Source organism: Lentibacillus sp. (assembly GCF_035301675.1).
GTDB lineage: Bacteria > Bacillota > Bacilli > Bacillales > Amphibacillaceae > Lentibacillus.
The window spans coordinates 1-24,361 of record NZ_DATGTT010000103.1 but is presented as its reverse complement, the minus strand read 5'-3'; the positions used below and the strand labels follow the sequence as shown (position 1 = coordinate 24,361).

Sequence of the window (24,361 nt, the reverse complement as noted above, 5' to 3'; positions counted from 1 at the left end):
TAGTTGGGGAGGGTATTAAGATCCCTTTAATAAAATAGCCATAAAAGTGTCTGGCGTGAAAATTTGGTTTGACAGGAAGAGGATATTCCTGTCAAATCCATACTGAAACGATATGAGGGTTGAAAACGTGGGCTTTGATATTACGCAATATAGGACTATAATCGTAATTCTAGAATCTATAGCAACTTTGACTCAATCTACAGCATAATACATTTTTCCATTATTTGTTTTTCTATCAATCATTCACAGCCATACGACCGAGCGGACCATCTTCAACAATTATATCCGCAATATCATAAACAGATATCGGAAACATTGGGAATCCGAACACATATGGCGTTATGTCGTACAGCTGAAAATAGATGACAAGCGCTTTGTCGGCGATGTAAAAATCCTGCTCAGGCTGAACCTTAACATGGTCATTGAACGTCTGAATATCACGCCGTTCAATCTGCTCATTAACCAGATCAGTCAGCCGCTCCACATAATTGCTTCCCGGCTTGAACAAATCACTCAAACTGCACCGCATCCGGTTCTGCAGATCAAAAGTTAATGATTTAATATAAGTCATGCCATGTGCAGCTTGGTAATGGTATGCATAGTTGGGCAGCGACAAACTGAGAACATTCCGCTGGTTGTTTTTGATTTCAAATGAGCCATCCATTTCAATGAGAGGACTAGACATCTCACCAACTTGCTTATTGATAAGCTGCTGTGTTTCATAGGCAATCGATTGGTTGATGAACTGTTCCATTTGCTGATCGCGCATACCAAACACTCTGGGATAGATAACATTTAATTCCGGCCCGCCACTAATCCTCACCGGGTCAATATTTACAGGTAATGGTTTTGGCATAATCGTCACCTTCTTCTGGTTTTGTGCCCAGTGTATTCGTTAAGAGCAGTGAGTGTGCCTGTTAAGAAGGAATTTATATTATTTAGCCAAAAAGGATTCAATCCCAATAAACATTTCTCATTGGTCGAAATGAACACTTTCCACTTTAAAGTTATGGCATCACCGTTTACATTTTAATCATCACATCCCGTGTGAGCAGTCGGATCAGCCACAACATGAGCGCAATCAAAGCGATGGTGCCGACCAATGATCCATAAAGCGGCAGATCCAACGAATCAAACGCCAGCCAGTGTGATAAGGGTTCACCTAACTTAGTGCCCCAAAGCAAATCACCAATTGTTACAAGCACAATTGACATGGCGACGAATCCTAAGCCAATCAGCCATCCAAACCGGTAGAAACCGGCGCCAATCAGCCAGCCGACGACATAATAAGTAAGTGTATTTAATATATACATGAAAAGTGTCCCCATAAAGCTGTCGCTGTGAACGAGGATGGATGACCCAATGATAGCCTTTGGCAGAAAAGCACTGATGCTGTTGCCGGACACCTGGATTCCAATCTCTGTGAGTGAGCGGTTCAGTGAAACCGGTAAATGGGTAACTCCCAGGACAAGATATTCAATCAGGGATAAAACCGCGGCGATTAATGTCATCGCAAAAGCTATCCCTGCTGCGGCCAATGCGGAGCCTTTAAAATAATCTTTTCTGGTCAACCCATTATGGATAAAAAACGTCATGAATGCGTAAGTCGAGAGAATCCCGATGACAAGCATATAAATTTTGGCTGAACCATGTGAGAAAAATAAAAAGTCACCAACACGATTACCTGTTTTGGCTGAAATGATTAACATCGCAATATGAGCGATCAGCACAAATAAAAGGAACCATAATGACCATTTCATTTGGATGCCAAACATATCCCTGGCAATTTTGGCTGAAAAAGATTGCTGGTTCATGCTAGACCCCCTCGCTTGTTAAATGAATAAATAAGTCCTGAAGGGAGACCGGACCAACTTCCAGACCTTTTTGCTGTGCTGCTTTCCGGCGTGCATCATCCAGATTGCCATAAATTGTAACACTCTTCGTATTTCCTAGGTACTTTTCATTTAGCAGGGTCAAATCATCGACGAACGCATCCACTTCCACTTTTGGACCGGTGATTGACGCCCCTTTGGAAATCAGCGATTCGTAGTCCTCATGCAGGACAAATTTTCCGTGGTCAATCATCAGGACCTCATCAAATAAATAATCCATTTCTGAGACGAGATGGGTGGATAAAATGATAGTGCGCGGGTGCTCAGCTTGATCTTTTAGCATTTCCTTATAAAAAATTTCTCTTGCCGGTGCATCCATTCCCAGATAGATTTCATCAAAAATGGTGACTGGTGCACGTGAGGCCAGGCCCATGGTGATCTCAAAAGCAGATTGCATCCCCCGCGTCAGTTTATTGATCGGCTTTTTGAGTGGCAAGTTAAATCGGTTTACCAGGTAAAGGGCATAATCGCGGTCATAATACGGCCGGTACCGCTCCACGTGTTTAAGGATGGTTTTGACTGTATCCCATTCATCGTTGTAGTCTGTTTCGTAATGAAACGCAACATGTTGCATGATGCCCGCGTTTTCAAACGGGTTTTCACCGGCAATCTTAATTGACCCTTCCGTTGCCTGACGGTATGAGGCGAGCAACGTTAAGAGGGATGTCTTTCCCGCGCCATTTCGGCCAAGCAATCCATGGATTTTACCGCCTTTAAGTTTGAACGATAAATCATTCAGTGCCGCAAAGTCGTTGTAGTAGAGCGACAGATTGTTCACTTCCACATCAAATGTCATACGGTTCACTTCCTTTTGCGCATTTAATCAACGCAATGATTTCACTTTCAGATATCTCCAGTTTATTGGCTTCCTGTACAAGCCGAACAACATAATCATCGACGAAAACATCTTTCCGCTTTTGAATGAGCTTTTTTTTCGCACCCTCAGCGACGAACATGCCAACGCCGCGTTTTTTGTATAAGATGTCTTCATCAACGAGCTGTGTTATTCCTTTTAAAACTGCTGCATGGTTGATTTTGTAGAAGTTGACCAGTTCATTAGTAGAGGGCACCTTGTCGCTTTCATTCATCAGATTGTTCAATGCGTCATCAATACCTTATGCGGTTATATAGTTATGTATATAACCGTAATTGATGATTTTCAATCCTTTCTGTTCGTGCTAGTTGAGGGATAGACTTAAAAACAATACAAAAGAGCAGGATAAAATTAATCATCCTGCTCGATATATAAGTGAAACAACAGTATTCATTTAATTAACGTCAATCTGAAATTCATCATGTTCATGCAAGCCTTCGTCATTTTTAACATGAATGGTCATATTATAGGTGCCTGGGTCTTCAAAAATGTAGGCAGCACTATATTTCCCGGATTTAGTTTCTTCTGTTTCAACCCATTCGGTATTTCCTGAATCACTCTTAATTTCATATTGAACATTTGCGCCTTCAAGCGGTTCATTATCCATTTGCAGGTCCACCGCTAAATCGGTTTCTTTACCTGCTTTGACGTCTTTAGGGGGAGTGAAGTCCATTCCAAATCCTTCTGCATGACCGTGTTCATTACTTCCACCATCATGATTTTCATCGTCATTTTCCGTGTTCTGGCTGGTGCCTTTACCGACAGTGATGGCTTTTTTAGGCATTGTATGCATACCCCTGGCTGTCGTATGGGCATATATTTCATAAACCCCGTCATTCTCAAAGGACACTTCGGCCGTATATGTCCCATCTTCATTGTTATTCGATTCAAGCATTGTACTGTTGTCCTCATTTCCTTTTTCCCAGTATTCGAATTTAACTTCTTCCGCATCTTTGACTTTCTCGTCACCGTATGTAACGGTTGCTTTTAGTTCTACTGATTCATTGGCTTCAGCAGTTTCCGGGATGTCAAACGCAACGTCAAGTGTTTTAGGTTCTTCTGTTTCCGAATCACCTGTGCTCTCATTGCTATTATCGCCACAGGCTGCCAGAAGTGTCATGGCTAAAAATATCAAAAATGCCCAAATCATTTTCTTCATTTTGGAATCCTCCATTTCAAATATTATATTCTTTCATTCTTGGTGGTGGCTGCATTGGTCACTTCCGTTCATTTTTTGTAAAATGACTTCTTGTGCTTCACTAAAACGATAAACATTTCCCCCGAAACCTTTAACGAATTGATTGGCATGTTTCTTCCACTCAAAAGGCAGAATTTGCGGCTGACAGCACCCCATATCAATTGATGTATCCATAACGTACCAGGCAAGGGGTGTACTTATTGTCGTTTGTCTTAAAAAGTCAGGGCAAATTGCCTGGATCACCTTGTCACCCAGCTGGTGATGACGGAGAAGTCCGCAGTGTGCACAACATGTCATCTCAATTCGGTTGTTTGTCAGGATCAGCCGATAAGCTAATCGCTCATTTATGGATCGGCTGCAAATAACACAGCCTTCCAAAGGAGAAGAATCCCTTGTATCAGCAGAAGCCAGTGTGACCCCGCCAAACGTCTTGATTGCCAGTCCTTCCTCAATCAATGGTTTCAAGTCGCGATGAATCGTCATTTCAGAAACACCGAGTTCTTTGCTAAGTTCGGATATTTTCATGTTGTGGGAATCGTTCAGCAGTTCTTTTATTTTATGTTGTCGTTCAATGGGGAGCATCGAATCACCTCTCTGAAATTTTACCCGCCTTAACTGGCAACAAGATCTTAATTTCAATTCATAACAATTTAAAACAAACTCTAACACCATATTATCGATAGACAGGCTGTTTATCAACGATAATAATGTGAAATCCGTGTGAATAATTTGTGACTGTTGCTGAATGTTAAATAAAATAAATTACTCGTTTAGAGACACTTAGCATTAGTCGCGGTATACATACTTTTTTGTATTGACGGAAAACAAAAATTATATTTGAAATTCTGAATTATTTATTGTATAATTTTAATTCAATAATAAATAATTATTTTATTTTGAATTGATGATGGTTTAAATGAAAGAGTTTTTTACCTTTTTCGAAGAGATTGAAAGCGCTTTTAAATCAATAGTCCTTCCAAATCGACCTTGGCTAAACAATATGAATGGTAAAGGCGGTGATGTAATGACAACTGGTGTGAATAGAGTAGTTATAGCCGGCACTGGATTTGTTGGCTCTAGTTACGCATACGCTCTGGTAAACCAGGGGATAACGGAAGAGCTTGTATTAGTAGATGTGAATCAGGAAAAAGCAGAGGGCGAAGTGATGGACTTAAACCATGGTCGATTTTTTTACGAATCCCCTTCCAAAGTATGGAATGGGCATTACCATGACTGTAAAGAAGCGGATATCGTTTGTATTACCGCCGGGGTAAGTCAAACTGATGAAGAAACACGATTATCAGCAGTAGAAAAAAATACAGAGATTGTTAAATCTATTGTAGACGATGTGATGGCACACGGCTTTAATGGAATTTTTCTAGTTTCGACGAATCCGGTTGACATCATCACACAGGCAACGTGGAAGTTTTCAGGGCTCCCGAAAGAAAGAGTTATTGGATCCGGGACACTATTAGATACAGCCAGATACCTCCATATGTTAGGCGAATACTTCACTGTGGATCCAAAAAGTATTAGTGGGTATATCGTAGGTGAGCACGGTGATTCACAGGTAGCCGCTTTAAGCAATGTAGCAATTGGTGGTAAAAACGTAATGGATATTGTGAATACCAGTGACAAATACAAGCTCAAGGATCTAGAGGATATTGCCGTTAACGTACGGAATGCAGCGGATATTGTCATTGAGAAAAAAGGCTCTACCTATTATGGAATCGGTGCCGGTTTAGCAAGAATAACAAAAGCCATATTAAAAAATGAAAATACTGTTCTGCCAGTATCAGCACTTCTGGATGGTGAATATGGATTCCATGATATATATACCGGGGTACCAGCCATTATTAACAGACAGGGTGTAAAAGAAATTATTGAATTGGATTTGAACAAAGAGGAACAAGACAAGCTCACTTCTTCGATTGAAGTGTTAAGGTCCACCATGAAACCATTACTTAAATTGTAATATGGGGGGGATGAAAAAAATGGAAGAAAAAAAGGAAAGCCTCAGCTTGGGTCAATACAGGACTATGCCAAACTATTTTAAATTCATTTTATTTTCCTTGATTGGTGTAGTGCTCTTTTTGATACCTGTCCCTTACAAAGGGGAGACGAATATCGGTGTAGGGATTCTGGCCGGATTACTGGAAGGGGCATTTAAAGATTATTGGCCAGTATTTATGACAATCATTTTCTGTCTATCAACTATACTGGCCATTTATACAAAGGCAGCCAAGCCGGGATTTATAAAAAAGAATGCCTTTGTGCAGTCATTATTTGATGTACATCTTTTCTGGATTATCATGAGGCTGGTCGGCTCAATATTTGCAATTATGACGCTTTACCAATTAGGTCCCGAATGGATTTGGTCTGAGCTGACCGGGGGTACGGTTCTATTTTCTCTCGTTCCCGTTTTGGCAACCTTTTTCTTAGCTGCCGGGGTATTGATGCCGTTGTTACTGGAATTCGGATTAATGGAATTTATTGGTACTGTTTTACACAAGGTTATGCAACCATTGTTTAATCTTCCGGGAAGATCATCGATTGACGCAACCGCTTCCTGGATGGGTTCTGGAACAGTAGGTGTTGTTATCACTACAGAACAATATGAGAGAGGCTATTATACCGATAGAGAAGCATCTGTTGTTGCCACTAACTTTTCGATTAACTCGATTGCTTTTAGTTTTGTCGTCATCAGTGTTATTGGGTTAACCGAAATGTTTGTTCCGTTTTATCTTACCGTTTGCATAGCAAGTATTATTGCAGCGATCATTTGCCCTCGCATTCCCCCATTATCGAGAAAAAAGGATACGTATTATGAGCCTGTTGGCAAACAGATTGATGAAAATGCTCCAGCAGGTGTTTCGAGTTTTAAATGGGGGATAGAGAAAGCGCTTGAGAAGGCATCTAAAATTAAAAATTTCAAAGAGGTAAGCAAAGGTGGATTTAAGGTTGTGGCTGACATATGGTTTTCCCTGATTCCGCTTGTCATGTCTCTTGGAACGATTGCACTTATCATCGCTGAATTTACACCGGTCTTTAAGGTTTTATCTTATCCTTTTGTTCCAATTCTGAACCTGTTGCAGATCCCGGAGGCAGCTGCAGCAGCACCCGCGATGATTGTAGGTTTTGCAGATATGTTTTTACCGGCTGTTGTTGCGAGTGGAATCGAAAGCGAATTAACACGTTTTGTCATTGCTGCAATGTCACTCACTCAGTTGATTTATATGTCTGAAATAGGTATTTTACTCTTAAAATCAAAAATTAAAATCAGTTTTGTGGATTTAGTGATTGTTTTCCTGGAAAGAACAATCATTACGCTTCCAATTGTCGTATTTATAGCGCATGTTTTCCTTTTTTAGAAAAAAGTGTCACGTGAACCTTTATTCAAAATCAAATGGCGTATTGCATGTATGAATAATAATTGGAAATGGTGCTGATATCCAATGAAAGACTTCTACTTTTTAAAAAATGTAGATGAAGAAATCATTGACACATATGATGAAGATATTATAATCACGAGTCGACAGGGCAGGATTATCAAAGTCACGAATATCAGCGGTTCCCTTTATGGTTTGGAACCAGAGGATTTACTCGGGCAATCTGTTTATGATTTAGAAGAACGGAAGATATTTTCGCCGGCTATTACGCCTTTAGTTTTAAAGAAGCAGAAAAAAGCCATTACGGTACAAACGACTCCGGACGGGCGAAAGGTCCTTATTACAGGGATTCCATTGTTTAATGAACATCATGATATTGAATATGTTTTGAGCTATTCTTACGAGGTTTCAGAGCTTTTTATGCTTCAGGAATATTTGGATGAACTGCATGGTGAGATGTCCAGGGTCAAAACAGAGCTAGCCAATCTTCGTGAAGCAAGTTTGAATGTTGATGGTTTTATTGCAGAAAGCCAGTCAATGAAGGATTTGCTTCATAAAGTAAAAAAAGTTGCTCCATACGATGTTGATATTGTACTGCAAGGGGAGCCAGGAGTCGGTAAATCAAAGATTGCAAAATATATTCATAATCTCAGTAAGAGGAAAAGCGGTCCCTTTATCACAGTGAATTGCTCTTCTATACCAGATGCTATATTCGAACATGAATTGTTTGGTAAGTCTTCTGGTGTAAAGGATGAAAAAATTGGTTTATTGGATATGGCTAATTCTGGTACCCTATATTTAGAAGGTGTTGATTATCTATCGTTACATGCACAACATATTCTCATAGAGGCATTAAAACAGTATAATGATAAATTTAGAGTCATTGCCTCGACTGAAAAATCACTCACAAGGCTAACGACAGAGCAAACATTTCGTAAAGATTTATACTATGAGCTGAATATCGTACCTGTCTATGTTCCGGCATTGCGTGAACGTATTGAGGATCTTAAATACGCCATTGAACAATATAAAGAGAGATTCTGTGATAAATATCAACTCAACAGGAAATTTGGAAAAGAGTTATATTTAGCTTTGCTTGATTTAGATTGGTCCGGTAACTTTTTCGAGGTTAAAAATGTAATTGAAAGAATTATCGTTCAAAGCGATTCTGAGACTTTGACAATAGATGATTTGCCTTTCGAATACCGGGGAGATGAATATATCGAAGCATACAAATTCAATGGTGAACCCTTGACTACTGTTTTGGAAAATGTTGAAAAACAAATCATTCAAAATGTGAGGAAACATAGTAAAACAACAACTGAAATGGCTGAATTATTGGGAATCAGTCAGCCAACCGTTGTACGCAAACTAAAAAAATATTCAATATAGGATAAGGGGAATGAACATGACGGAAAATAATCAAGATTGGCTGGAATTAGTAGATTCGATAGGAAATTTTCTTGCACCAAGCATGGCAAAGGATCATCCGAATTTACCAGTCGAAAAGGCAGAGGGATGCTATTACTATGGAACGGATGGAACGAAGTATTTGGATTTCACTTCCGGAATTGCGGTTGAAAATGTCGGGCACCGTCATCCAAAAGTTGTAGAAGCCATCAAGGATAGTGCTGACCATCTGGTACACGGACCATCTGGCGTGGTCATGTATGAATCGATCTTAAAGCTGGCCGAAGAGCTTCAGGGGATTCTGCCGGGAAAATTGGATAATTTCTTTTTTGGAAACAGTGGTACAGAAGCAATCGAGGGCGCATTGAAACTGGCGAAACATGTAACGAATCGCCCTTATGTTATTTCATTTACAGGCGGGTTCCATGGACGAACAATTGGTGCACTCAGTGTGTCCACATCAAAAAGTAAATACCGGAAACACCTGCAGCCGTCATGGTTAACATATCAGCTGCCGTATGCAAATCCGGATGAAGCGCCGAATGATGTGGATCCCGAAGTGTATTTTCCTGAAAAACTGGAAGATGAAGCAAAGAAGCTGTTTCGTCATCAGGTTGATCCGGAAGAGGTTGCCTGCATGATTGTTGAACCGGTGCTTGGCGAGGGCGGTTATATCATTCCGCCTAAGTCCTGGCTGAAAAAAATCCGTGAAATCTGTGACCGTCATGGCATTTTACTTATTTTTGATGAAGTACAGACAGGCTTCGGCCGCACAGGTAATTGGTTTGCCGCGCAAACATTCGATGTCACACCGGATATAATGGCAGTCGCTAAAGGTATTGCAGCCGGTTTACCACTTGGTGTCACCATTGCTTCAAAAGAACTGATGAAACAATGGCCGATGGGAAGCCATGCCACTACTTTCGGGGGGAATCCGATAGCCTGTGCAACTGCCAGGGCATCCATTGGGGTGATCAAAGAGGAGAAACTTCTTGAAAATAGCCGTGAAGTTGGAACTTATGCCCTCAATCGCCTAATGAAATTGAAAGAGAAGTTTCCAATGATTCATGATGTCCGTGGTGTTGGTTTAATGATTGGCATGGCATTTAAGGATCCTAAAACGGGTGAACCAGATGGAGATGCTGTTATGAAAGTACTGGACGGCTGTCTTGAAAAAGGCGTTCTGTTTTACCTGGGCGGTAATTCAGGTGAAGTAATCCGCATAATCCCGCCACTAATTGTGACCAAAGATCAATTTGATCATGGCATTAAGGTGCTGGAGGAAGTGCTTGAAACGCTATAAAATCTTAAAGCCGGCAGGTGTCCAATTGTGGATAAGTTGCCGGCTTATTTTACTTCGCGTGTCCGGTTCCAAAAACTTAGGGAATGATTTGTGACTGTTAAACATATCAATATATGGTAATACGGGGTTCTTTGACTAAACGAAACTGAAGGGGAGAATCGCTTGCTTTATGATGTGTTGTTTGGCGGGTCATTCGTGTGGAATATCCCTTTTTTAGTGGGTATTACATGTACAGTTGTTCTGTATGCATATCTGATTAAACAACTCGAGAATATAAAGATTTTTCATAAACAGCCTCTGCTGTTTTTCCTATCGTTAGGTTTATTATACGCAGTCATAGGGAGCCCTTTATCAACTATTTCTCATCTATCATTCAGTTTGCATATGATGCAAATGAGCGTTCTTTATTTTATCATTCCACCTCTATTATTGTTAGGAATACCCTGTCGTTTATATCAACAGGCATGGGGGATTTCTTTAAAACTATTCAGCAAATTAATTATCCCTTCGAAAATTTCACTGTTTGTTTTTTCTCTGTTATTCCTGCTGTACCATTCACCAATAGTTTTAAATGCATTCGCACAAAATACTGTGTTTCATAATGGCTATCTAGTGCTGCTGTTTATTTTATCGTTTTCAATGTGGTGGCCCATTACATCGCCTGATCCAAAACAGCGGCTAGGCAGGGGAAACATGAAACGATACGCTTTCCTGAGTGGTGTTGTATTAATGCCGGCGTGCATGTTATTTATCGTAAATGCCTTCATTGGCGGAATGAACAATCCTTTTCTGAACCAATCCACAGCCCAGCTTTGTGTTCCTTCTCAAATCAGTTCCGCGAACTTATTGCTTCCTTATCCCTTCAATACTGCATATGATCAGGTTGCAGCAGGTGCCTTAATGTTAGGTGTGCATAAATTTGGCATCATGCTTTCGGTTCGTCTTGGAACAAAATGAAAGAAAGCTGTGTTGTTCCGTATGATTAATTGTTTGTTCTAAACTGGTTCAGTTATAAATAAAATGAATCAAAAAGCATGAAGGTGGTGATTGACACAATGAATGAATCAATCTATTTGGATATTAAAGGTATGCATTGTTCCAACTGTCCAACCAAAATTGAAAAAGCCGTTTCGGCAATGGCCGGTGTAAAGGATATAAGCGTAAACTTAGCAGATGAAAATGCACGAATAACATTTAATCGGAACTTAATAGGAATTTCAGAAGTTATTGATAAAATTGATAACGTTGGATTTGAAGCGGAAAAAATCGACACATAGGTGAGAAAAGTGCACAGACAAAGAGCAGGATTCAATAAATCCTCCTGCTCTTTAAACATTTCCTGAATTTATTTAATGACCAAAATCGAACTCAATCCCCAATATAAAATATCCGCGTCTCTCTGGTAACTTTCTTAGCTTTGTTTGCCGCTTCAAAAGTCACGACATGGAACCGTTCCTGCAGTTCCTCATTAAGATGCAAAGACAGTGTTGATGTGTCTTCATCATACTCAGGCTCATAAGTAATGCCATCTACAATTACCTTAAAACTATCCCCATCTACAGCAGGACCTCTTTTCGTATCGATATCTGCCTTAAGAAGTGGTGTTCTGCTGTCAATGATTTCTCCCATTTCATATTCCGGCTCTATAGCAGGGCTGACACCGCGCTTAGATGAGTCCTTTTCTGCCGCTTTTTCCACTTCTTTAAGCACACGCAGGGCATTTCCTCCCAGCACTTTTTCAATCTCCTGTTTCGAATACCCTCTATCGACCAGTTCCTTGGTAATTCCAGGCATTTCTGAAGCGTTCTGAAGGTCTTTAGGCATCGATGCACCGTCGAAATCAGATCCAAGGCCGACATGTTCAATACCGATCAATTCAACAACATGATCGATATGGTCCACTACATCTTCAACATAGCCTTTTTCATTGTCTGTTAAAAAGGCAGGGTAGAATACGATGTTAATCAAACCGCCATTTTCTTCAAGCGTCAAAAGCTGTTCGTCCGTCAGGTTGCGCTGGTGTTCCTTGACCGCATTGACACCTGAATGGGATGCAATGACAGGCGCTTCCGACACTTCAAGCACGTCAAAAAATGTATTCCGGGACATATGTGACACGTCGATTGCCATGCCTATATCATTCATTTCGCGCGCTACCTCAGCACCCAAATCTGTGAGTCCGCCTTCCGATGGCGTTCTGTCCGGATCGCCATACACTCTGTCAGCACCTTCACCGAGCGCATTTGAATAATTCCAGTTAAATCCAAGAACTTTTACGCCAAGATCATAATATTGGTGCAACAGGCCCAATGCATTGTGTTCCTGTAAAGAATAGGCGCCTTCGATTGTAGGGATGGCCGCAATTTTATTATGCTTAACTGTTTGCTGGATTTCTTTGGTGGTGGATGTAATGTTGAGGTGTCCGGATTTTGTTCTTCCGTCCAGTATAAAGCATTAATCAATGCTAATGTCCTGCTGATAGTGCGTGGATTGTTGTCGTAAAAGCCGGACGTGAAGGCTGCGAAGAATGGCGCATCGACTCCGCCTGCCTGAGCCTTGGGGATATCCAGGTGAAATGATGTTTCCTCACCAATATCGTTCTTGGGCAGCCATGTCTCCTCATCTATTACATTCATCATTGTGTCACTATGACCATCGACAACAGTTGAGTCGAAATGAATCGATTCAGCATCTTCTACTTGAACGGGCTTTGCCAGGACTGAAGTGGAGGTTAATGATAGAAACAGAATGGTCACAATCAAGTATAACAACTTATTTTGCATAAATTTTCCTCCCTTTTTGTGTTATCTATTATTCTACTACTCAAAATTGTATAAACAATAGACCGAACGTATTGTTTTAGATTGTTTAAATTTCTGGAACAAAAGGATTACTTGCCGCAGAATGGGAACCAAAAATTGTATGATTAAGAAATGACTTGTCCGATATAGTAGAAATGGTGTATGAAAAATTTAACGGAACGATTGAGCTGCTGAGATATAGCTAGCATTTTTGTGGTAATGAGGGACGCTGGATTGATAAAATAAAAAGTAGAACTTGTATCAGAAGGGAGTCTGCTTTGAATATGGATACGTTTCAGGCGTTGGTACTTGAAAAAACAGGGAATGAAGCTAATTTAAACATCAGACAATTGCACATGGATGACTTGCCGGAAGGGGACTTAACCATCCGCGTTGCTTATTCCAGTGTCAATTTTAAGGATGGGATGGTCGCGATCAATCACCAGCTGGTCGAATCTTATCCTTTAATACCGGGCATCGATTTAGCCGGCACGGTTATTGACTCACAGGATGAGCGGTATAATGAAGGCGATGAAGTCATTGTGACAAGCTATCAATTAGGCACCGGTCATTCCGGTGGATTTAGTGAGGTGGCGCGTGTACCTGCAGATTGGGCTGTCCCTCTGCCAGAAGGCTTGTCTCTAAAAGAAGCGATGATTCTCGGAACAGCAGGTTTCACAGCAGGATTATCCGTCCAAAGACTTAAAGATAATGGGTTGGAACCAGACAAAGGTCCCGTCCTGGTCACAGGCGCTACAGGCGGCGTGGGCAGTCTCGCTGTCAATATGCTGGCTAAGCAAGGTTATGATGTAACAGCCAGCACCGGTAAAACAAATGAAACGGATTATTTAAAAAAGATGGGCGCAAAAAACGTGATTGACCGTCATGAGGTTGAGGACACCGAGCAAAAACCAGTTCGCGGTAAAAAGTGGGCCGCTGCTGTCGATCCTGTAGGCGGTAAAACACTGCAATACATTTTGAGTACGTTAAGCTATGGCGGATCTGTTGCGACAAGCGGATTAACAGGCGGAACAGAGGTATCAACATCCGTACTTCCGTTTATTTCCAGAGGCATCAATTGGCTTGGCATCGACTCGGTTAAATGTCCGATGGAAAAACGAATGAAAGTCTGGCAACGTCTGGCGGATGATTTTAAACCGGACATGCATGAAGAAATGGTTAATGAGATTTCATTAGATGAACTTCCAAATGTTTTAAGAGATATCTTGGATAGCAACGTGCGCGGCAGGACAATTGTCAAGCTCTGATCGTTCGTTTCATTGGAATAAAGCATCATAAGCTTAAAGAGGCCGAGACATAACAAACATTATGTGGCTTTAGTGAGGGAAATGTGCGCAAACGCCAGCAGAAAAAAAGCAGAGGTTGCTGAAAAATAAAATAAAACATCATCGGCTAAATTGTGAACTTCGGTGTTTTTGTATTGGAGCTGAGTAAAGACGTGGATGAAACTCGGCAGTGTGACCTTTGGGAAATAAAAACCAGGAAAAACGTATGACGGTTTTTCCTGGTTTTTTCGTGTAATGGCTATTGAAAAACACGGTCTATTTTATCATTATTTGTTCACATAATAAGTTTCACCTAAAATTTCCTTCGTCTGATAAGCATTTGATGAAAGCTCGTTTTCAACAAATGTGCTAATATCCATTTTTTCAACATCGTACATGACTTCAATCTCTTTTGAAAATAGAAGTTTTTCTTGTTCAAGCAAATCGGAAAGTGCCGGCTGCTCGTTTGGTTGAAGATCTTCTGAATCCAGAACTTGCTTCAGTCCTGAAACATAGTAGTCAAGTGGGCGGCCGCCAACAATTTTTACACCTTTATTCTCCTCATTTACCATCACAATTGTTGGAAATCCTCTGGCGCCCAGGCTTCCGGCAAGTCTGAAATCTTCATTTAATAGTTGCTGTCCGTTTGACTGTTCCGCTTCATTTACAACTGCTTCCCCGTCAAGTCCGAGGTTATTTACGAGTTCAACCAACACGGATTGGTCTGAAATATTTTCATTAAATGCGAAAACAGCTTCTCTTGCCCGGCGCAGAAAAACGTTAGCTAGCGCTTCGTCTTGTTTTTGAATCACTTTAAAAACGCGGGAAGGGGGATAAGATGATTGAACCGGGTTGTCGTGCATAAGTGTGCCATCAATTGGCATGCGCGTTTGTTCGCCAACTTCCCGCCAGTGTCCGGCAACATCCGCGGGTCCATTAATGCCATTTGCCGGATCAACCGGACCGTCACCCCATTTTTCCAGTAATCCGCCCATAACCGTGTGGAAGTTAAAGTGGGGGATTGAGAGATTTGAGGGGGTCGAGCAATTCGCGCGAGGAAGGCATGAAATCGCGCGACGAGTTACGAATTTCGCGCGACAACCTCAAGATATCGCGCGACGTTCACTGGAATTCGCGCGAGGATCAACTGATTTCGCGCGATGCGATAACCCTTCTATTAATGTTGATTTTCGGCAGCTGCCGAAAATCGTCATATGGAAAATATTCTTTAACCTTTGATAATGTCCCATTTTAATATTTACCAGCAAAAACTGCCCAGATTATGTTAGGAAGGAGGCGGGAGATTCAGAATGCCTGGGACACGGATAAATTGAACTTTAATCGTAATTTTTTTGATTACAATATTGACTTTTATTTCTGCGGGCCCTAAAATTTATCGGGTGTTTATATTAACGTTCGGATTGGAGGGTCAAGCAATGTATCATCTATATAAATATGCTGTACTATTTGTGTTCTCTGTTGTTTTGGGGTTCGCTTTTAATATGTTTCTGCTTCCCCATGAAGTCTTGTCTGGTGGTGTGACAGGTCTGGCTATGATTTTTGGCCTGCTTTCACCCATAAACTCCGGTATTTGGCTTGTCATTTTTAATATTCCTGTTTTCATGATTGGATGGATAAGATTAGGCAAGGAATTTATAGTGAACAGTATTTTTTCCGTTTTTATCACGTCGCTGTCAATGCAGTATATTCCCGTATTAGAGATAACCGATGATGCATTGCTGTCTGCGGTCTTTGGAGGTGTCATTGTAGGTGTTTCCATCGGATTCATTGTACGGTTTTACGGATCAACCGGAGGAGCTGATATCATTGGGCTTGTTGTTACCCAAAAACATGATATTCCTTTGGGAGTATTAATTTTCGGTATCAATAGTATCGTTGTGTTTGTATCCGGTTTTTTCTTTTCTTGGGAACTGGCATTGTATACGATGGCTTCGATTTATATTACCGGCGTTGTTATCGACCGCGTTCATACCCGTCATGTAAAATTAAATCTAATGGTGGTTACGCATAAAGGTGAAGAGCTTAAAAATGAGCTTATTGCAAATTTGATTCGGGGGATTACCGTTATGAACGGATATGGCGCCTATTCCAACAATGAGAATAAAGTGCTGTATACCGTGATCACCCGCTATGAACTGGCACTGGTAAAATCGCTGATAAAAAATGTGGACCCGAACGCGTTTGTCAGCGTCAGTGAAACTGCTGAAGTAATTGGCAACTTCAGGAAATCATAGTGACTATTTGGGAGAGGATCCTCTCGCATTAAGCGCTAGCTTATCAAGAAAATAACTGATATCGGTGTACAAATATCAAGTTCGTGATGTAATAGTTATAGCAGGTCATATATTAATAAAGGCCGTTCCATGCTGTCACATGGAACGGCCACAATAGACCAACCTCATTAAGAGAGATTACGCACTCGGAAAAGATCCCTCAGTGCTTGGCTTAAGCCATTGAGGGGTTATTTAATTTGTCGGCACTGAGCATCACGAATTTCCCGGTACCAAGCATCTACAATAAAGCCGGAGAACTAAAATTGATTTCACATGGCCAAATTTTGTTAAATGCCGGGTTGATATGTTTTGCCATCCCGTACTTGGTCAAAAGTTTCCTTGGCTTTTTCCAGGATGTTGTTTTTATTTTCGAGTAGTTCATAGGCGGAAAGCGCCATTGTGCTCGCTGCGAGATGCATTCCCTTATACCCCAATCCTGTTCCGAATGATGCGGTGGCTTGCCAGGAGTGCAGAGCAACACCGACGGGGGCGCATGTTGTCGTTACCATACCTGTTGGAGCGATCCAGCTTACATCTCCAACATCACTGGAACCCGGCATGGAATTCCCTTTTGTATATTCCTTAAAAGAGATGGCTGCCGGCAGCAATTCTTCAGCGCATTTTCCGGATGTTGGCAGTGTTTTGGCAAGGTTCAATGCAAACTCCTTCTCCTGCTTTGTATATTCCACCGGTGTGCTTTCTTGCATATTTCGATACATTAATTCATTCAGTGGATCATTTGGCAGCGTATCATATGCGAATGCCAGGATTTCGGATTCTACTTCCGTTTCGTTCATGAGTGCAGCACCTTTTGCGATATTTTTCACCCGTCGAAGAATATCTTCCGCCTCCTCCTTGGAAGCTGCCCGCAGAAAATACCAGACACTTGCCGTTTCAGGAACAATATTGGGAGCCTGTCCGCCATCGGTGATGGTGTAATGCATGCGTGTGCCGTCCGGAACATGCTCGCGCAGATAATTTGTTCCGATGTTCATTAGCTCGACACTGTCAAGTGCGCTTCTGCCGGATTCAGGCGATGCTGCGGCATGAGCGGATTTCCCTTTGAAATGAAATTTGATAGAAACCATCGACTGCATGCTTTTATGCATCACCGCATTGCCTGTCATCGGATGCCAGGTCAGCGCGCAATCAAGGTCATCAAAAACGCCTGCCTTTGCCATATATGTCTTTCCGTTTAAAACTTCCTCTGCAGGACAGCCGTAATAGCGAATAGTACCCTCCATCCGGTCTGTTTCCATCTTTTCCTTCAATGCGATCACTGCTTCCACGCCTGCGGTACCAAGGAGGTTATGTCCGCATCCGTGGCCCGGACCGTTTTTGACCATTTCTTCCTTGTCCGGAATTGCTTTTTGGGAAAGGCCGGGGAGTGCGTCAAACTCGCCAAGGATCCCGATGATCGGCTTGCCCTGACCGTATTCCGCGATAAATGCGGTCTTCATGTCATTTATCGGCTGCTGTACAGTGAAACCAGCTTCCTTCAATGTATTTATTTGTAAATCACTTGCATATATCTCCTCATAGGCGAGTTGCGGATGATTCCAAATATCCTGTGCCATTGCGGTATATGCCTGTTTGTGCTGCTCCAGCCAATTGATAATATCTGTTTTATTCAATTTTCTCCGCTCCTTAGGTTAAGCCTGCTTTTTTTGTTCTCATACAATTTTATCATAGGCTGGTTTTTAAGTTCCCGGTTCATGCATGAATGAGTGTTGACGGGCGATGAAGTATCCGTTCACAATATGAATTAGATTCAAAAGTGAATTGAATTCATTTTTATAGGATTATTTTGATTACTAACTTAGATCCTGGATGACGACATCGCTTAGACAAGTACCCAAAAAGGACGTCGCGCTTTACATAGCATTAACAGAGAAAGGAGCAAAGAAATTGAGAGAATCAAACGAAAATAACAGTGATGATACGACTCGCCTGAATAGGACCCAATAGACGATGTTGGTTATTATGACGATGAGTTCTTTCGTCGTGGTATTGGATTTCGCCTCGATCTTCATCCCGCTTCCGACGATTATGGAGGATCTGGATGGCACGCTTGATGAGGCAACATGGGTCATAACAGCTTTCATCCTCGCTTTTGCTGTCTTTTTACTGCCTTCTTCAAAATTTGCCAATAACCATGGCAGGCGGCGACTGTTCCTATACGGGGTCACGGTTTTCACAACGGCCTCGATTGCATGCGCGATTGCACCATCCATGGGGTTTTTGATCGGTGCACGCGTCGTGTTGGGAATTGGGGCAGCCATGGTGGAGGCAGCTGTTTTCGCTTTGATAAAGGCTGCCATCCCCAATGAGAAACAGAGCCTGGCTTTTAAAGTTCAGGGAATTGCCTTCATTTTAGGGGCGTTGTTGGGAACACCGCTGAGTGGTGCCATAACGACCAGCCTGTCCTGGGAATACATCTTCTGGCTAAACGTATTAGTGGGTGTGGCAGTTGTCCTGGTGGCTCCGCTAGTGATCCCTAAATCTGGATCGCTTCAAGGCTCAGGCAAGTCCGATATCCTTGGTCTCGTATTAAGTGGTGCCGGACTTTTCTTGCTGTTTTTCGCCATTATCGAGGGCGAACGGATCGGGTGGAGTTCACAGCTTATCCTGGGTTCGTTTGTCGGAGCTGCTGCCTTATTGGCCCTGTTTATTGTGTCGGAAATTCGAGCCGAGGAGCCACTGGCAGACCTAAGTTTATTCAAAGACAGATTCTTCGCTGTGGGAAACCTGCTGCGATGGGCCAGTGAGTTCGCCAGTATGGGAATTTACTTTGCGATTTCTCACTATTTACAAGTCGAATTGGGACACTCAGCATTTGTTACAGGGCTGTTATTGATGTCAGTTATTATCGGCGGCATGTTCGTAAGTCCTATCACTGAACCGCTATCTAAACGAGTTGATGGACGATGGCTGGTGATACCCGGGTTCCTTCTGGTGGCAGGGGGAACTTTCTGGCTGGCACATGTCTCCACTGAGTCTGGCTGGGCATTCTTCCTTGCCCCATTAGCTATTGCCGGAGCTGGGTTCGTTGCCCAAGAAGGACCAACTATGGGCATTCGGGACAGGAATGTTTCACCTGAACAGTTTGATGACGCTTGGTGTATTTCCTATACGATATTCCTCCTCGGTGTAGGATTAGGTGTGGCAGTCGTTTCAGCTGTGTGGCAAAGCCAGTTCGCATCCAACATGAAAGAATTTCTTTCGGGCGCTGACCTGCCTGCAGGGGTTGCGGACAAAATCTCCGTCATCCTCTTTGATGGGGGAATAAGCGGAGATCCGGCATCGGAAATCAGCGGGCCTGATACAGTACAACAACTTATTCAGCTGACGTTCGCAGATGCGGTTAATACTGCACTTCTCAGCTGTGTTTTAATAGCATTTTTGGGGGCGGTTATCGGTTTGTTCTTAACTTCTAACCGAAAAAATGACATAGATGAGCTAAATGAAGAAAGGAGAAACTCATGAGCGATCTCAGAGAAAGAAAGAAAACAAAAACCCGGGAAACGATCCTGCGAACAGCTAAACGCTTGTTTATTTCCAAAGGCTACATGAATACATCCATGAGCGATATCGCGCTAGACTGTGAGGTCGGCGTCGGTACACTGTATAATTATTACAAATCAAAATCAATATTGCTCCAGGAAATATTCCGCAGTGATTTGCCTGATTTGTCGCATCAGCTGGAAGGGATTGATCGTCCGGCAGTCTGCCTGAGTCATACCCGGTCGATACATCAGTCGAGCTGATTTACAGTGCTATGGTTACCCAAATCATGATTCACCTGTTTGATGACCGTGATACAGAGGAGCAGATATTGTCCAGGATTTTGGAACAGATTAATTTTTTGCTGGACCACTCAGAATCTTAAAGAAGAATGAAGGATTTAAGGCACTCTAATACTTAAACCAGAAAAAACCAAAGCGATACTAAGTGCTTAATACCAAATTTTTTGGTCATGTAACTCCTCTTCTTTATTTCTAGTTAAAGCGTAACAAACGAACATTAAGCCAGTATTAAATACGCGTAAACAATCTATTAATTTTAGCAGGGGACATGATTAGGGCATATTTGCCTCAGTTTAATAAAAAGTAAATTCTAGTCCAATTGCGATTCGTTTTCTTGAAATACAATATATTGCACCATATTTAAATGAGGGGGTGTTTTGATGAAACTATACCTGGACCCGGGACATGGCGGCTCAGATCCCGGGGCACAAGGAAATGGATTGGATGAAAAGGATATCAATCTGGATATTGCGCGTCGCATCCGCAGCATATTAACCAATGAATACAGTGATGCTGACGTGCGCATGAGCCGTACAGAAGACAGCACGAAAAGTCTGGAGCAGCGTACCAATGAAGCGAATTCCTGGGATGCGGATTATTATTTGTCCATTCATTGCAATGCTTTTAATGGAAATGCCCAGGGTTATGAGGATTATATTCACAGCAGTTTATCCGATTCATCGTCAACAGCTCGTTATCAGGATATCATTCATGCAGAAGTAACCAAGGTCAATCAACTCCGTAACCGCGGACAGAAAAAAGCGAACTTCCATGTATTGCGCGAGACAACAATGTCTGCACTCTTAACGGAGAATGGCTTTATCGATAACGCACATGATGCGGATTTAATGAGAGACCTCTCATGGCGAGAAACCGTAGCACGGGGGCATGTGAATGGTTTGGCCAAAGCATTCAACCTGCAGCCCAAGGAAGACAACGGAACACTGTATAAAGTCATAGCCGGTTCATTCCAGTCAAAGGAAAATGCAAAAAATCGGGTGGATTACCTACAATCGAATGGAATCGAATCCTTTGTTGTGGCAGTCACCATTTCCGGTGAACAATGGTATCGTGTTCAGGCTGGAGTTTTTTCAAACCGGAACAATGCTGAGACACGATTGGAAACTGTTAGGAATGCAGGAATTGAAGATGCCTTCAATATTACTGAAAACGGTGGTCAGGAAGATACTTCTGGATATCCTATTTTGGGGCAGACTTTTCTATCACCAGAACTGATGAATCAGTTTGTTAAAGACATAAATGCCAGTGCTGTTGAGATAGGAAGCTATTATTTAACCTTTGGAGAATATTATGGAATAAGAGGGGATATTGCATTTGCTCAAGCTATGCATGAAACAGATTTTCTTCGATTTACTGGTATTGTGCAACCTGAACAAAACAACTTTTGCGGATTAGGAGCAACTGGACCAGATAATCCAGGGGCAAGTTTTGATACGCCAGGAGAAGGAGTGCTCGCTCATATGCAGCATTTATTTGCCTACGCATCGACTGATCCCCTGCCTGATGAATACCCGCTAGTTGATCCACGTTTTGATTTAGTAACAAGAGGATCCGCTCCTACTTGGGTTGATTTAAACGGCAAATGGGCAGTTCCAGGTGATAATTATGGTCAATCTATTTTGAATTTATATGAAAGAATGATAGATTTTGCTATGCAAAATCTAGAGGACATTCTGCAAGAACTGTAAAATTCATGACCAACTAGAAATCACGGTTAGATCAGTTTAACTGTGTTAGTTCTTTAACGTCAGGGCGCGCTTCTCGAATAAGAAGGCGTCCTTTTTAAATTGTCAGTTTGTTGGAAAGACAGAGTAGCTTACTTAAAATGAAAGAAATGGTTGACGATAAGAACTTTAGTTGATAACCTCATAGTATAAAGGTCGTTCTATCTAACCAAAGGAGAAGTGGATGACATGAGTCGATCTGTAAAAAAGGATACATTACTTAAAGTAGCTGAACGATTATTTTATGAGCATGGCTTTCGCGGAGTAGGTTTGAAGCAAATCATCAGCGAAGCGAATGTAGCAACAATGACGCTTTATAATCATTTTCCTTCCAAGGATAATTTGGTTGAAGAAGTACTAAGGCAGCGTGAAGAACGTTATTGGTCTTATTTGGATTCACATGTAGAAATGGATTCGGACTCCCCGTTTATCCTTGCCGTAGAGGCTCATGGACGTTGGTTAAAAGAACAATCTTACAAAGGGGATATGTTTTTAAGAGCGATAGAAGATTATGCTGGAACAGATAATGAGATTGAAAACATTGCAAGAGGTCACAAATCGAAATTGCTTAGATATTTTCAGCTATTGGCTCAAAGGAAAGGTAAAGATAACGAACGAGATTTAGCTAATCAACTTACATTGTTGCTTGAAGGAACCACTTCTATGACGACATTAATTGGTGCAGAGAAAGCAACTGAACATTCTATTGCGATGGCGAGGACACTTGTCCAATATACATCGTAATTTTTTTAACTATAATTAGAAAGGTCGTTCTATATAATTAAAGTTAGGATGAATAACCATGAAATTTTCAAGGTTAGTTTTACCTGGAGTCACCATGATTGCTGTCACCTATGGATTGGCGAGGTTTAGTTTTGGATTGCTTCTCCCCGGGATCAATGAATCGCTTGAAATGTCCGAGTTTGTATCAGGGATAATTTCTTCGCTATTTTATTTAGCTTACTGTGTCACGATCATTCTATCCACTGTGATCACTACAAAAGAAGGGCCTAGAAGGATGATTATCTTAGCTGGGCTGTCAGCCTTTGTTGGATTGCTGTTGATGGGTATCACGCCAAATGCATGGATGCTGGCGTTAGGAGTGTTATTAGCTGGAGGAAGCACAGGTTTGGTATCGCCACCTTATGGTGCGGCGATATCGCTTTGGATTCAAGAGGATAAACAAGGGAAGGCGAATACTTGGATCAATTCAGGAACAAGTCTTGGCATAGTTCTTTCCGGAGCAGGAGCAATTTTTTTAACACCTCATTGGAGGCTGACGTATTTGATCTATGCTGTCTTGACATTGCTGATATTGATATGGAATTTCCGTGCGATTCCGAAAGTCGGGACAAGTTCAAGGTTGAAGTTTAGAAAGGGGGATCTCACTTTACGAGGCGTAAAAGGAGCAACCCCTTTGATTGTGGCCTCTCTTACCCTGGGAATTTCCACAGCAGCCTTTTGGACGTTTTCCAGATCGTTTATTGAAGTGGCTGGTGATTATAGTGATTGGCAGCTTTCCGGGTTTTGGGTCATCATAGGACTATTTGGTGTGCTTGGAGGATTTTCTGGTTCCCTGGTTGAAAAAGGAGGACTGTCTTTAGCTTATAAAATAGGGAGCTTGGCGATTGCTTCATCACCGATAATTTTATCTTTTGCACCAGGAAGTTTGTTAATGTCTTACTTATCAGCTGGAATTTTTGGCTGTTCCTATATATTTTTAACCGGAGCTCTTCTTGTTTGGGGAATTCGTGTATTTATTACGAATGCATCATTAGGTATTGGCGTTCCATTTTTACTTTTGGCGGTGGGACAAGTAATAGGCTCAATATTCGCTGGATGGTTTATTGGGACATGGGGCTATGCGACTTCTTTTATAATTTATGGATTAGTCGGCATTGTGGCAGCGCTTATGGGGCCAAAAAAGAATTAGGAGTATAGTGTGTTCATTTAGGACTGACATCTTGGCAAATCTCACCCTGCTAATACAACAAGAAAAATAGATATTGTGATAATCGAGATTATTGTGGTTGCAAGTGTATATAAAGAGACCTGTTTATGCGCGCGCCTGAAATCTATACCGACAAACTTACACGCTCCTTGTTGAGCAGGGGAAAAGCTGGAGATAACTTCAAAGGCTTACCTCGGAGTTTTTCGTTTGCTATCATGTATTGCAATATAGCAACGTCTTTGCTACACTATATTGTAATACAATATACATACTTCATAAAGGAACTAATAAGACAACTATTGCAATATAAAGTGGGTGAAAGTTGTGTCCATGCGAAGCCAATTATTAAAAGGGATATTAGAAGGGTGTATGCTTTCTATTATTTCCCGCCAGACCGTCTATGGCTATGAAT

20 protein-coding genes and 3 pseudogenes are annotated in these 24,361 nt (G+C 41.7%); 14 read left to right on the top strand and 9 right to left on the bottom strand.

Translation table 11 applies throughout. The annotated features are described in order from the left end of the window. Nucleotides 1-235: 235 nt before the first annotated feature. From VK097_RS14560 to VK097_RS14535, 6 genes are all read right to left on the bottom strand, one after another. Nucleotides 236-856, bottom strand: coding sequence for a DUF3298 and DUF4163 domain-containing protein (locus VK097_RS14560; protein ID WP_324212522.1), 621 nt, complete (start codon nucleotides 854-856; stop codon nucleotides 236-238). Between the two features lie 166 nt (nucleotides 857-1,022). Next, nucleotides 1,023-1,814, bottom strand: coding sequence for a hypothetical protein (locus tag VK097_RS14555; protein ID WP_324212521.1), 792 nt, complete (start codon nucleotides 1,812-1,814; stop codon nucleotides 1,023-1,025). A 1-nt stretch (nucleotide 1,815) separates the two neighbouring features. Continuing rightward, nucleotides 1,816-2,688 carry an ABC transporter ATP-binding protein gene (locus VK097_RS14550; RefSeq protein WP_324212520.1) on the bottom strand — a complete coding sequence of 291 codons (873 nt, stop codon included), beginning with the start codon at nucleotides 2,686-2,688 and terminating at the stop codon, nucleotides 1,816-1,818. Further along, on the bottom strand, nucleotides 2,678-2,980 hold the full coding sequence (locus VK097_RS14545) for a GntR family transcriptional regulator (RefSeq protein WP_324212524.1): 303 nt from the start codon (nucleotides 2,978-2,980) through the stop codon (nucleotides 2,678-2,680). Before VK097_RS14545 ends, VK097_RS14550 begins: the two co-directional genes overlap by 11 nt. A gap of 180 nt (nucleotides 2,981-3,160) precedes the next feature. After that, nucleotides 3,161-3,925, bottom strand: coding sequence for a FixH family protein (locus tag VK097_RS14540; RefSeq protein ID WP_324212519.1), 765 nt, complete (start codon nucleotides 3,923-3,925; stop codon nucleotides 3,161-3,163). A 33-nt stretch (nucleotides 3,926-3,958) separates the two neighbouring features. Beyond that, nucleotides 3,959-4,546 (bottom strand): DeoR family transcriptional regulator, encoded by a 588-nt coding sequence (locus VK097_RS14535; protein ID WP_324212518.1) that lies wholly within the window; start codon nucleotides 4,544-4,546, stop codon nucleotides 3,959-3,961. Nucleotides 4,547-4,988: 442 nt separating this feature from the next. Here VK097_RS14535 and VK097_RS14530 point away from each other — a divergent pair, with 442 nt between their 5' ends. The 6 genes from VK097_RS14530 (at nucleotide 4,989) to VK097_RS14505 (ending at nucleotide 11,343) form a co-directional block, all read left to right on the top strand. Beyond that, nucleotides 4,989-5,939: an L-lactate dehydrogenase gene (locus VK097_RS14530; protein ID WP_324212517.1), complete on the top strand. Its 951-nt coding sequence runs from the start codon at nucleotides 4,989-4,991 to the stop codon at nucleotides 5,937-5,939. A gap of 19 nt (nucleotides 5,940-5,958) precedes the next feature. Continuing rightward, entirely contained in the window at nucleotides 5,959-7,335 is a 1,377-nt protein-coding gene (locus VK097_RS14525) for a YjiH family protein (protein ID WP_324212516.1), read from the top strand. An 84-nt stretch (nucleotides 7,336-7,419) separates the two neighbouring features. Further along, nucleotides 7,420-8,745: a sigma 54-interacting transcriptional regulator gene (locus VK097_RS14520; RefSeq protein ID WP_324212515.1), complete on the top strand. Its 1,326-nt coding sequence runs from the start codon at nucleotides 7,420-7,422 to the stop codon at nucleotides 8,743-8,745. A 16-nt stretch (nucleotides 8,746-8,761) separates the two neighbouring features. Beyond that, on the top strand, nucleotides 8,762-10,066 hold the full coding sequence (locus tag VK097_RS14515) for an aspartate aminotransferase family protein (protein ID WP_324212514.1): 1,305 nt from the start codon (nucleotides 8,762-8,764) through the stop codon (nucleotides 10,064-10,066). A 174-nt stretch (nucleotides 10,067-10,240) separates the two neighbouring features. Then, nucleotides 10,241-11,023: a cytochrome c oxidase assembly protein gene (locus VK097_RS14510; protein WP_324212523.1), complete on the top strand. Its 783-nt coding sequence runs from the start codon at nucleotides 10,241-10,243 to the stop codon at nucleotides 11,021-11,023. 98 nt (nucleotides 11,024-11,121) lie between these two features. After that, complete coding sequence (locus VK097_RS14505; RefSeq protein ID WP_324212513.1) at nucleotides 11,122-11,343, top strand: heavy metal-associated domain-containing protein; 222 nt, start codon at nucleotides 11,122-11,124, stop codon at nucleotides 11,341-11,343. Nucleotides 11,344-11,434: 91 nt separating this feature from the next. Here VK097_RS14505 and VK097_RS14500 read toward each other — a convergent pair. Next, nucleotides 11,435-12,702 (bottom strand): annotated as a pseudogene (locus tag VK097_RS14500) (dipeptidase). Between the two features lie 449 nt (nucleotides 12,703-13,151). Here VK097_RS14500 and VK097_RS14495 point away from each other — a divergent pair. Then, on the top strand, nucleotides 13,152-14,135 hold the full coding sequence (locus VK097_RS14495) for an acrylyl-CoA reductase family protein (RefSeq protein ID WP_324212512.1): 984 nt from the start codon (nucleotides 13,152-13,154) through the stop codon (nucleotides 14,133-14,135). A 305-nt stretch (nucleotides 14,136-14,440) separates the two neighbouring features. Here VK097_RS14495 and VK097_RS14490 read toward each other — a convergent pair. After that, nucleotides 14,441-15,169: pseudogene (locus VK097_RS14490) on the bottom strand (DsbA family protein); the annotation flags it as partial. A gap of 420 nt (nucleotides 15,170-15,589) precedes the next feature. Between VK097_RS14490 and VK097_RS14485 the strand changes: the two are divergent. After that, nucleotides 15,590-16,408 carry a YitT family protein gene (locus VK097_RS14485; protein WP_414672187.1) on the top strand — a complete coding sequence of 273 codons (819 nt, stop codon included), beginning with the start codon at nucleotides 15,590-15,592 and terminating at the stop codon, nucleotides 16,406-16,408. 326 nt (nucleotides 16,409-16,734) lie between these two features. On the opposite strand, the gene VK097_RS14480 is transcribed toward VK097_RS14485, so the two are convergent. Further along, complete coding sequence (locus VK097_RS14480) at nucleotides 16,735-18,081, bottom strand: amidohydrolase (RefSeq protein WP_324212511.1); 1,347 nt, start codon at nucleotides 18,079-18,081, stop codon at nucleotides 16,735-16,737. Between the two features lie 355 nt (nucleotides 18,082-18,436). Here VK097_RS14480 and VK097_RS14475 point away from each other — a divergent pair, with 355 nt between their 5' ends. The 6 genes and pseudogenes from VK097_RS14475 to VK097_RS14450 all read left to right on the top strand — a co-directional run. Continuing rightward, nucleotides 18,437-19,933 carry an MFS transporter gene (locus VK097_RS14475; RefSeq protein WP_324212510.1) on the top strand — a complete coding sequence of 499 codons (1,497 nt, stop codon included), beginning with the start codon at nucleotides 18,437-18,439 and terminating at the stop codon, nucleotides 19,931-19,933. After that, nucleotides 19,930-20,214, top strand: coding sequence for a TetR/AcrR family transcriptional regulator (locus VK097_RS14470; protein ID WP_324212509.1), 285 nt, complete (start codon nucleotides 19,930-19,932; stop codon nucleotides 20,212-20,214). Before VK097_RS14475 ends, VK097_RS14470 begins: the two co-directional genes overlap by 4 nt. A 419-nt stretch (nucleotides 20,215-20,633) precedes the next feature. Further along, nucleotides 20,634-21,962, top strand: a complete 1,329-nt coding sequence (locus tag VK097_RS14465; protein ID WP_324212508.1) for an N-acetylmuramoyl-L-alanine amidase — start codon at nucleotides 20,634-20,636, stop codon at nucleotides 21,960-21,962. Between the two features lie 225 nt (nucleotides 21,963-22,187). Continuing rightward, nucleotides 22,188-22,742, top strand: coding sequence for a TetR/AcrR family transcriptional regulator (locus tag VK097_RS14460; RefSeq protein ID WP_324212507.1), 555 nt, complete (start codon nucleotides 22,188-22,190; stop codon nucleotides 22,740-22,742). Between the two features lie 58 nt (nucleotides 22,743-22,800). Continuing rightward, nucleotides 22,801-23,931, top strand: a complete 1,131-nt coding sequence (locus VK097_RS14455) for an MFS transporter (protein ID WP_324212506.1) — start codon at nucleotides 22,801-22,803, stop codon at nucleotides 23,929-23,931. A 342-nt stretch (nucleotides 23,932-24,273) separates the two neighbouring features. Continuing rightward, nucleotides 24,274-24,361 (top strand): annotated as a pseudogene (locus VK097_RS14450) (PadR family transcriptional regulator); the annotation flags it as partial.